The following is a 9,837-nucleotide window of genomic DNA, read 5'->3' as shown; positions in this document are numbered from 1 at the left end:
CTGAACAAGATTGCTATTGTTGTAATTATTTTATTGATACTTTTCATTTATGGTAAGATTGTAATTAACGATGTTGATCCGCCAGGCAAACAATTGCGGATCGCAATGATCCAGCCCGATTTTGATCCATGGGATAAGTGGGAAGATGGTGATGTCAATTCGCAACTCAGCATTTATTTAGCACTCTCTGATAGTGCAGTCAAAGCAGGTGCAAAATTAATTGTCTGGCCTGAGACTGCTGTTCCAGTTTATCTAACAAGTGGTAGATATCCTGATGAAGTCGTACGAATCAGAAAATTTGTAAATGAAAATAAAGTTCATCTTTTATCAGGATTACCATTAGTTCATTTCTATTTCTCAAAAGATGAAACAAAAACAGAGAGCAGAATATCGCGTGATTCGGCTTATTACTACGATTCATATAATGGTGCGGTGCTTTTCTCTCCAAATGAAGACAAGCTTCAAGAGTATGGCAAAAGAAAACTTGTACCATTTGCAGAACGCTCACCATATTTACACTATCTGCCATTTCTTGGCGATTGGATAAAGTGGGGTGTTGGAATCAGCAATTGGAGTGTCTGGGATAAACAAACTGTATTTGGATTTCAAGATTTAAATGGTGATTCGATCAAATTTTCGGCAGGAGTTTGCTATGAGTCGATCTTCCCGGCATTCAATTCTGATTTTGTAAAAAGTGGAGCACAATTCCTAGTAGTAGTGACTAATGACAGTTGGTACGGCGAACTTTCTGGTCCTTATCAGCATAAGCAGTTTGCAACATTTCGTGCGGTTGAAAATCGCAGATGGATTGTGCGAGCTGCAAACGGTGGGATTTCATGTCTGATAGATCCAATTGGTGTTACAGTTGATGAAACCCAACTTTACACACGAAGGTATTTAGTTGGTGATATTTATTTAAAGGACGATTTAACTTTCTATGCAAGATATCAGGATATAATAAGCTATATCTCTGTTGTATTTAGCATTTTTGTTTTTATTATTACTTATATCAGAAAAATTCAGGTGAGGAAATTAAATGCGGATGATTGACCTTCGCAGTGACACGGTTACTAAGCCGTCTAAAGAAATGCGTGAGTTTATGTTAAATGCAGAAGTCGGTGATGATGTTTATGGAGAAGATCCGAGTGTAAATAGGCTGCAGGAAAAAGTTGCTGACCTGCTTGGAAAAGAAACGGCATTATTTGTCCCCAGCGGCACAATGGCAAACCAACTTTGCATCAAAACTCATACTCAACCTTGGGATGAATTGATATGCGATAGAGATGCACACATTTTAAATTATGAATCAGGATCGATTGCCGGAATTTCTCATGTGCAAGTTTTAACCGCAAATGGCAACAGAGGAATTTTTACAGCAGAACAAGTTGAAGAATTAATTCGACCAGAAGCATATTATCTGCCAAAGACTAAGCTTGTTTGTGTTGAGAATACGCATAATCGAGGTGCAGGATCAATTTTCCCCATTGAAGAAATAAAAAGAATAAAAACAGTATGCGAGAAATATAATTTAAAATATCATCTTGATGGTGCACGATTATGGAACGCATCAATTGCTACCGGCATCAGCATGAAAGAATTTGCCTCGCATTTTGATTCAGTCTCAGTCTGTTTATCGAAAGGAATGGGTGCACCTGTCGGTTCTGTTATCGCTGGGACAAAAGAATTTATTAAACTCGCACATCGTTACCGAAAAGCCTGGGGAGGAGGAATGAGGCAAGCAGGAATTCTTGCCGCAGCGGGGATCTATGCAATTGAGAATAATTATGAAAGATTAGCAGATGATCATAGACGAGCAAAGTATTTCGCCGAAGAAATTTCACAACTTCCATCGATCGAACTTGATCCAGCTTCAGTTGAAACAAATATTATCCTCTTCGGAGTGAAGGGACTAACTGCAAATGAAATTGCAGCGAAAGTTAAAACTCCATCGGGTCATGGAAATTTACTGCTGCTTTCAGTCGGTAAAAAGTTTTTAGCAAGAGCAGTTATGCATTTAAATGTTTATGATGAGGATGTTGAAGAGGCGATTCAAATCTTGAAATCTCAGGTTGGAAAGGATTAAAGACTTTTATGCAAAAACAATTCGACATAAAATTATTCCCTGCAGTTCTGAAATTTAGAGTCCGCAGCTACGAGATTGATTTTCAAAATGTTGTGAACAATGCTGTATATTTTAATTACTTCGAGATGGGAAGGATCGATTACAGAAAGCAAATGGGGGTGAAAATGTATCCCAACGGTTCATTCAGCGATGGACTTCTTTTCTTTGTAGTGAAAAATTCATGTGAGTATTACGAACCTTGCTCGATTGATGATGAAATAACGCTTTATACACGAATTGCTTTCATAAAAAATTCAAGTTTTGGATTCGAGCAAGTCCTGTTCAATAACTCATCAGGCAAGTTTGCTGCATTCGGAAGTGATGTGATTGTAAATGTAGATTATAAAACACGTCAACGTGCTGTGATACCAGAGGGTTTGATTGATGAAATAAAAAAGTTTGATTCTAACGTAAAGATCACTCGAGGATGAAAACACTTATATTCGATATTGAAACCGTCGGATACCAATTCGAATCTTTCGATGAATTCCAACGCGAATACTTAATGCGATTTGCCGAAATGGAAGAGACTGAAGAAAAAAAACAGATTAAAAAAGATGAAGTGATTCGTTATTTAAATCTCAGCGCACTCACCGCACAGATTGTCGCTATCGGTTTGTATGATGTGGAAAGAGAAAAGGGATTGATACTGTTTCAATCCGAAGGAAATGAAGAGTTTAAGTCCGATGATGAGCATTTCACTTTTCGATCCGGAGATGAAAAATCGTTAATCGAATCATTTTGGCAAACCATTGACAAGTATGAACGATTTGTAACATTTAACGGACGTGGCTTTGATGCTCCGTTTCTTCACTTGCGTTCTGCAATTATGAAAATCAAACCCGCAAAAAATCTTCTTCCTTATAGATATGACTCAAAAGTACATTGTGATCTTCTTGAGCAATTTACTTTTTATGGACTTGTCAGAAAATATAATCTTGATTTTTATTGCAAAGCGTTTGGGATTGAAAGTCCAAAGCGCGGTGAAGTCACCGGGCACAACATAAATGAGATGTTTGCAGAAAAGAAATTCAAAGATATCGCAGAATATTGTGCAAAGGATTTGATCGCAACGTATCAGTTGTTTCTGATATTTAAAAATTATTTAGAATTTCAGAAATAAATTTTTTAGTTGATAAATCATTAAACTTAACTTACTAATTGATGAATAAACGCAAAGAGAACGAGAGTAAATTTCGTAATTGGAAAGAAACAGAAGAGGGGGAAAGAATTTATTGGTATAGAGTCGAAGGTAAATTTGGTTATTACGCACATTATATTAAAGCAGTTGATAAAAATGAGGTGACTTTGAAATTTTATCAGGAAATTTATAATTTCGATGGGAATTTAGTTGAGATCCACGAAAAGTATCCAATAGATAAAGGACACAGAAAACTATGATTATAACAAAAGAAAATGTAGCTGAAAAAATTAGTGATTACCTTCATCATAAACTCACCTTAGCCGAGTTAGTCAATTGGGCAGAAAATGCAATGATGAATGAATCATTTGATGAAGCAGAATCTGCTGTCTTATCGGAAGTAGTCGGTTACTTAGGTCTAGCTGATGTTCGCACTTTTGGTTTGCAGTTCGAAGATTGTGAAAATCTATTAAAAAAATTGGGTTTCACCCTGAAAGTTAGAATTGAGCAAGCTGTTTAAAACTTTTTTCGTCTTGATTTTCTTGCTAGTACCGAGTTTTTGGATAAAAATCTTTTTCAGACTTCTCCCTTAAGGATTATGAAAGAACTCACTGTAACTCTCGAACTCGCCCTTCAACACGGACTTTATGAAGAAGAATACAATTGGATTTTAGAAATATTAGGTCGAACACCGAATTTTACTGAACTCGGAATTTTCAGTGTCATGTGGAGTGAACATTGCAGTTACAAAAATTCAATTGCATTGTTAAAAACACTTCCTCGTGAAGGTAAACGTTTGCTCGTTCAAGCAGGTGAAGAAAATGCTGGACTTGTTGATATTGGAGATGGACTTGCAGTCGCATTTAAGATTGAAAGTCATAATCATCCTTCGGCTGTTGAACCGTATCAAGGGGCAGCAACTGGCGTTGGAGGAATACTTCGCGATATTTTCACAATGGGAGCGAGACCGATTGCAGCGCTTGATTCACTTCGTTTTGGTGAACTGGACAATCAACGAACAAAATATTTATTCGATGGAGTTGTGCGTGGAATCGGAGATTATGGAAATTGCTTCGGAGTCCCGACTATAGCCGGTGAAGTATATTTTGAAGATTCTTATCAAGATAATTGTCTTGTAAATGCTATGGCAGTTGGAATTGTAAAAACTGACCGCATTTCTCGCGCAGTAGCTAAAGGGAAAGGGAATTCGGTTTTCATTGTTGGTTCATCCACTGGACGAGATGGAATTCATGGAGCAACCTTTGCATCGGAAGAATTATCTGAGGAATCAGAGTCTCGACGCTCAAATGTTCAAGTTGGTGATCCCTTCGCGGAAAAACTTTTGCTTGAAGCAACTCTCGAAGTTATTAAACTGAATTTAATAGTCGGTATTCAAGATATGGGTGCAGCTGGAATAATTTGTTCGACATCTGAGATGAGCGCCCGCGGAAATTCCGGAATGAAAATCAATTTAGATCTTGTACCGCTGAGAGAAGAAGGAATGAGTTCATACGAGATATTACTTTCAGAATCGCAGGAGAGAATGCTTGTCGTTTGTAAAAGGGGAAACGAAGAGAGACTTAAACAAATTTTTAATAAATGGGATTTGAATTGTGTGCAAATTGGTGAAGTGATAGATGAAGATAAATTATTTTTTTATCAGCAAGGTGAACTGAAGGGAGAAGTGCCCGCATCCTCGTTGGTTTTAGGCGGAGGAGCTCCAGTATATAAACGTGAAACTCGGAGACCAAAATATCTTGATGAAGTCAATAATCTCGACTTCACTTTGTTGCCTGAGCAAAAAGATTTGAATTTAGTTCTACTAAAAATTTTGTCTTCACCAAACATTGCGAATAAATCATGGGTATACCATCAATATGACTACGGCGTTGGAACTAATACTGTCATCGCACCCGGCTGCGATGCTGCCGTTGTACGGATAAAAAAGACAAACAAAGCACTTGCAGTTAAGACTGATTGCAATGCAAGATATGTGTATTTAAATCCAAAAGTTGGAGCAATGATTGCTGTCGCAGAGTCTGCAAGAAATATAGTTTGTTCTGGTGCAATGCCTATTGCAATTACGAATTGTTTAAATTTCGGTAATCCTTATAAACCGGAAATTTATTGGCAATTCAAAGAGGCTATTGGAGGAATTGGTGAAGCGTGCAGAGTGCTCGAAACTCCAGTAACAGGTGGGAATGTTAGTTTCTATAACGAAAGTCCGAACAGAGTCGTTTTTCCAACCCCGGTTATTGGAATGCTTGGAATAATCGATGATGTAAAATGGATCACAAAATCTTATTTCCAAAATGAGGGGGATTTAATTTATATACTTGGTGAAACAAAAGAGGAAATCGGAGGTACTGAATTTCTAAAAGTGATCCACAATAAAATTTTTGGTCCACCGCCGATGATCGATTTACATTTTGAAAGAAAACTTCATAAAGGTCTTCTCAAGCTCATTAAACATGGATTAGTAGTTTCAGCACATGATTTAAGCGATGGTGGACTCGGAGTTGCATTAGCTGAAGCATGTATTATGAATAGAGACAAACAATTTGGAGCAGAAATTAATTGCATTCCATCTTTCAGATTTGATCATTATCTTTTTTCTGAAAGTCAATCACGAGTTCTAATTTCAATTTCACCACTAGATAAATCACGGATTGAAAATGAGCTTCATTTTCTCGATATCCCTTTCGAAATGATAGGAACGGTGAAAACATGTAAACTTTTAATTAATGATAATCTTAATTTATCGATAGAAAAAATTAACGATGCATATTTTAATGCGATTAACAAAATAATGTCATAGAAACGATGGCTCAGAAATCAGAAACTTCAAAAACACCCAAACTTTCAACCTGGAAAAAAATAATAGGTTGGATTAAATTTTATTCAATTGGGATCTATAACAAGGCAGATGAGCATCATGTTTTTTTGTTTGGCTCAGCTCTTACTTTTAATATAATTTTATGTATCATCCCATTCATTCTGATAATCTTTGCCTATTTAGGAAATGTACTTGAATCGCAGGATATTTATTTTCAAATAAATCTTTTCCTAGATAAGCTAATACCTTACACGGCGTATACAGATCAAATCCGCGATATTATTTTTGAAAGAGTCGATGAATTCATTGAATACAAAACTATAGTCGGTATTATTGGCACGATCGGTTTATTTCTAACTTGCAGCGGATTATTCTCAACAGTGCGGACGATATTAAATGATATTTATGGGATAAAAAAAGATAAAAGCGCTCTCGTCGCAAAATTGCGTGATATTGGAATGGTAATCTTGACTATTGTTTTCTTCTCCTTTATCGTAATGTTAAGCCCACTTTTTCAGATTGGAAAAACAATCTTTGCAGATGCCTGGATTTTTCATGAGCTTGATTTGTCATCATTCGAGCATTACGTTTTAAATCTTATACTTTTTAGTCTTACGCTGCTTCTAGCATATGTTCTTTATGGACTGATTCCTTACGAAAAAATGTCGCACAAGGTTTATTTTGTTTCTGCATTTTGGGCAACACTATTTTTTGAAATTTCTAAATATGGTTTTGGATACTACATCACTAATGTAGTAAACTATGGAAAAATTTACGGAAACGTTACATTTGTGATAATTATTGCATTCTGGCTTTACATCAGCTCAGTCATATTTGTTTTTGCAGCTATTTTTGGTCAGCTTTACAGGGAAAGGCAAAAACTTCTTGCGACATCCAAGCGAAAGTTAATAAAGCTCGAAGATTTACACCTCTATCTGCCTAAAAAATTACCAAAATCTTCCGATTTTAGAATTAAAAAGAGAAAAAAGAAGAGTAATTACTGAATTGAAACAAATTTCAATTGACTCAAAATCAAAGGTAAAATTATTGTATTCGAATTAAATCCGAAACTTATTATATTTTTATAAGTAGATTGAAAAAGAAATTATTAATAAATGGAATTTAACGAAAACATAAAACGAGCCAGCCAGCTTTTTCAACGTGCATATGAATTACAAATGCGTGGAGAATTAGATGAAGCAATCAACACATACCAAATGTCTATTCAACTGCACCCAACTGCTGAAGCTTATACATTCCTTGGCTGGACTTATAGTTTTCGTGGAGATTATGAACACGCTATAGAAGAATGTAAAAAAGCAATTGAGTTGGATAAAGATTTTGGAAATCCATACAATGATATTGGAGTTTATTTAATTGCTCTCGGTCATTACGAAGAAGCAATTCATTGGTTAGAATCAGCTCTCCATGCGAAACGATATGAATCCAAGCAATATCCATATTACAATTTGGGCAAAATAATGGAGAAGAAAGGGGAGTGGAATGAAGCGATTGGCTACTATACTCGTGCGCTTGGATGCAAACCGGATTATCAGCCTGCAAAAGATGCAATCACCCGCCTAGTAAGCTGGATGAATTAGAATTTAGTTCTTAAAGTTCATAAAGTTGAAAGTTCATAAAGTAAAAAGTTCTTAAAGTTCATAAAGTAAAAAGTTCGTAAAGTTAAAAGTTTGTTGAGTGGAAAGTTATTTCTTTATGAACTTTAACAACCTTATGAACATTTTGACTAAAGTTCCGATTGAAATGAAAATTATGCTTTCATTCGCTCGCCGAGGTCTTCATAAATAAAAATCCAACCGACGATCTTACCTATGTCAATCTCATCGAAATTATTCCAATAATCTCTATCACGAACATATCGAGAACTAGTTTCGTCGAATGGAATTGAATCAGTTGTTTTAATAATTGTATCGAATCTCTCTATCCATTTTTTCCAATTTTTTTCTCTTAAATCAACCCATCCATCATTCGACCACAGTTCAATTTTCTTATCATCAATCTTCAATTCGTTTTCGCCGCGGTATGGAGGAATTTTTATATCCTTTCCTCTTAATAATTGTTTTCCGTCAGGAAGTAATATAGGAATGCCAATAGAAATCATTTTAGCACGGATATCACTATCGGTTTTAATGTATTCAAAAATCGTGTTTGAAATTTCTTTTGGATTTTTCTTTACAACATTTCTCATTGAAGTAAATAGTATTCTAAGTAATTGTGCCTCATATAATAGTTTGGATAGTCTCGGAGGTCCTAGCATTTCAAATGCAACGCTGTCTGTCTGATATTCGGTTTCTAGTTTCTTCATTTTTTTAATTGCACTGTGGTGCATAAATCCAGCACGGTAAGTAGGTTCTAATGAAGCATGGTCGAGTGCGTTGATAATATCATGACCGGTGTTGCCGCCGCGGATTTCCTGCACAACTGATTGAGCAATTTCTTCAGGGGTTACATATTCCATCTGACCAAGACTTGATATCGCATCAAACTCACCGCGCGAAAAAATTCCATTTTCACCAGTGTCAATAAAAACAGCTTTTAACGTTTCTTCTTTTTTATTGATCGCGACTTCATCTTTAATCTTGAATATTTTTTCAAGCTGAACGGCATTTTCAACCGGACAGTCAAAGAGCTCCACTGGCTTTCCGCCTTTTCTGATCTCACCGAAAGCAATTTTTTTCCAAGCAATTGCAGCAGTTGGTTTAATTTCTTTTGTGATTGGTGCATCTGGAGTTCGGGCAATCAAAAATAATAGAAGAGTATGAGCTCCTGCAACAGAAGATTTGCTTAGCAATACTCTTGAAGGTTTTTCTTCGCTGTGCGTGTATGGAATGTTTAATCCCATTCCTCCAGTTCCACTTGTACCAATCTTAACATAGATTTGCGAGTTTGCATCGCTCATGCTTTTATATAAAATTTGAACGTGTCTGATCAACTGCGGTATATAAAGAGTTGCAAGAAGTCTTTCTGTTTGGAATAAAATGTCATCGATATTTTTACTTTTCAGAGATTTACGAACATCTCTGCTTACAGAATATAAATCTTGATATGCAATTGCTGTCGCTGTGTTAATGCTGTCGATTACTATTTTTGGTTCGTAAGTAGTTATCAAGTCATATAAACTTGAAGCATGAAGAATTTCATCACTTAATTCCTCGAGAACATCATTAATTAAAATATCTCTCGATTCGGAGTCTGAGAGTAAGTCAAATCTATTTTTATCTTTAAATTCTTTTCGTAAAAAAATATTTCCCCACCACGGAATAATATTTTCTGGCGGGAAATTTGGAAATTCATTCCGCAGACTTTCAACTGCTTCCTTCGCCTCGTATTCCTGCAGTGATGCAAGGATGATCTTTTCAGGATTTTTAACAATTATTTTTCGTGCAACTGCCGAGCCAACTAAACCCCAGCCGCCAAGTATCAATACAGTTTTATTTTTAATATCCATTTATGCCTCTCTCAAGAAGGATTGTTTCAGTTCAATAACCATTAAAATTCAATGCAAATTACTCAATTGAGAAATCTTTAGCTATAATTTTCGAAAAGCATCTATCTATTCATTACGAATTTTACTTAAACTCACAAAAAAAACCTGCAATTGATTTTAGAATAACGTTAATTTATATTTGAACGCTTAATTAATGAATACTATAAGATGAAAATCAGCGATTTACTTAACCAAGAAAATGTTTTGCTCGAATTAGAAGCAAAAGATAA

10 protein-coding genes are annotated in these 9,837 nt (G+C 35.7%); 9 read left to right on the top strand and 1 reads right to left on the bottom strand.

The features are described from left to right. The 9 genes from lnt (at position 1) to FJ213_12005 (ending at position 7,700) form a co-directional block, all read left to right on the top strand. Positions 1-1,050 carry an apolipoprotein N-acyltransferase gene (gene lnt, locus FJ213_12045; GenBank protein ID MBM4176884.1) on the top strand — a complete coding sequence of 350 codons (1,050 nt, stop codon included), beginning with the start codon at positions 1-3 and terminating at the stop codon, positions 1,048-1,050. Further along, on the top strand, positions 1,037-2,083 hold the full coding sequence (locus FJ213_12040; protein MBM4176883.1) for an aminotransferase class I/II-fold pyridoxal phosphate-dependent enzyme: 1,047 nt from the start codon (positions 1,037-1,039) through the stop codon (positions 2,081-2,083). The genes lnt and FJ213_12040 overlap by 14 nt, the downstream gene beginning before the upstream one ends. Before the next feature lie 8 nt (positions 2,084-2,091). Further along, positions 2,092-2,553 (top strand): acyl-CoA thioesterase, encoded by a 462-nt coding sequence (locus tag FJ213_12035; GenBank protein MBM4176882.1) that lies wholly within the window; start codon positions 2,092-2,094, stop codon positions 2,551-2,553. Beyond that, positions 2,550-3,245 carry a 3'-5' exonuclease gene (locus FJ213_12030; GenBank protein MBM4176881.1) on the top strand — a complete coding sequence of 232 codons (696 nt, stop codon included), beginning with the start codon at positions 2,550-2,552 and terminating at the stop codon, positions 3,243-3,245. Before FJ213_12035 ends, FJ213_12030 begins: the two co-directional genes overlap by 4 nt. A 38-nt stretch (positions 3,246-3,283) precedes the next feature. Continuing rightward, a complete protein-coding gene (locus FJ213_12025) occupies positions 3,284-3,523 on the top strand; it encodes a hypothetical protein (protein MBM4176880.1) in 240 nt (79 codons plus the stop codon). Next, the gene (locus FJ213_12020) at positions 3,520-3,783 is read left to right on the top strand and encodes a hypothetical protein (protein MBM4176879.1); all 264 of its coding nucleotides are present in this window, start codon (positions 3,520-3,522) and stop codon (positions 3,781-3,783) included. The genes FJ213_12025 and FJ213_12020 overlap by 4 nt, the downstream gene beginning before the upstream one ends. 78 nt (positions 3,784-3,861) lie before the next feature. Continuing rightward, positions 3,862-6,081, top strand: coding sequence for a phosphoribosylformylglycinamidine synthase subunit PurL (gene purL, locus FJ213_12015; protein MBM4176878.1), 2,220 nt, complete (start codon positions 3,862-3,864; stop codon positions 6,079-6,081). A gap of 5 nt (positions 6,082-6,086) precedes the next feature. Then, positions 6,087-7,103 carry a YihY/virulence factor BrkB family protein gene (locus FJ213_12010; protein ID MBM4176877.1) on the top strand — a complete coding sequence of 339 codons (1,017 nt, stop codon included), beginning with the start codon at positions 6,087-6,089 and terminating at the stop codon, positions 7,101-7,103. 111 nt (positions 7,104-7,214) lie between these two features. After that, positions 7,215-7,700 (top strand): tetratricopeptide repeat protein, encoded by a 486-nt coding sequence (locus FJ213_12005; protein ID MBM4176876.1) that lies wholly within the window; start codon positions 7,215-7,217, stop codon positions 7,698-7,700. A gap of 170 nt (positions 7,701-7,870) precedes the next feature. On the opposite strand, the gene FJ213_12000 is transcribed toward FJ213_12005, so the two are convergent. Next, complete coding sequence (locus FJ213_12000) at positions 7,871-9,568, bottom strand: short-chain dehydrogenase (GenBank protein MBM4176875.1); 1,698 nt, start codon at positions 9,566-9,568, stop codon at positions 7,871-7,873. Between the last annotated feature and the right edge of the window lie 269 nt (positions 9,569-9,837).

Source organism: Ignavibacteria bacterium (genome assembly GCA_016873845.1).
GTDB lineage: Bacteria > Bacteroidota > Ignavibacteria > Ch128b > Ch128b > JAHJVF01.
The sequence above is the reverse complement of the archived record's forward strand: the minus strand, read 5'-3'. Positions and strand labels throughout refer to the sequence as shown.

What these genes read in the sequence shown, in the direction of transcription:
- FJ213_12040 (MBM4176883.1), top strand. Translation starts at nt 1,037, where the DNA reads ATGCGGATGATTGACCTTCGCAGTGACACGGTTACTAAGCCGTCTAAA.
- FJ213_12035 (MBM4176882.1), top strand. Translation starts at nt 2,092, where the DNA reads ATGCAAAAACAATTCGACATAAAATTATTCCCTGCAGTTCTGAAATTT.
- FJ213_12030 (MBM4176881.1), top strand. Translation starts at nt 2,550, where the DNA reads ATGAAAACACTTATATTCGATATTGAAACCGTCGGATACCAATTCGAA.
- FJ213_12020 (MBM4176879.1), top strand. Translation starts at nt 3,520, where the DNA reads ATGATTATAACAAAAGAAAATGTAGCTGAAAAAATTAGTGATTACCTT.
- purL (MBM4176878.1), top strand. Translation starts at nt 3,862, where the DNA reads ATGAAAGAACTCACTGTAACTCTCGAACTCGCCCTTCAACACGGACTT.
- FJ213_12010 (MBM4176877.1), top strand. Translation starts at nt 6,087, where the DNA reads ATGGCTCAGAAATCAGAAACTTCAAAAACACCCAAACTTTCAACCTGG.
- FJ213_12005 (MBM4176876.1), top strand. Translation starts at nt 7,215, where the DNA reads ATGGAATTTAACGAAAACATAAAACGAGCCAGCCAGCTTTTTCAACGT.
- FJ213_12000 (MBM4176875.1), bottom strand. Translation starts at nt 9,568, where the DNA reads ATGGATATTAAAAATAAAACTGTATTGATACTTGGCGGCTGGGGTTTA.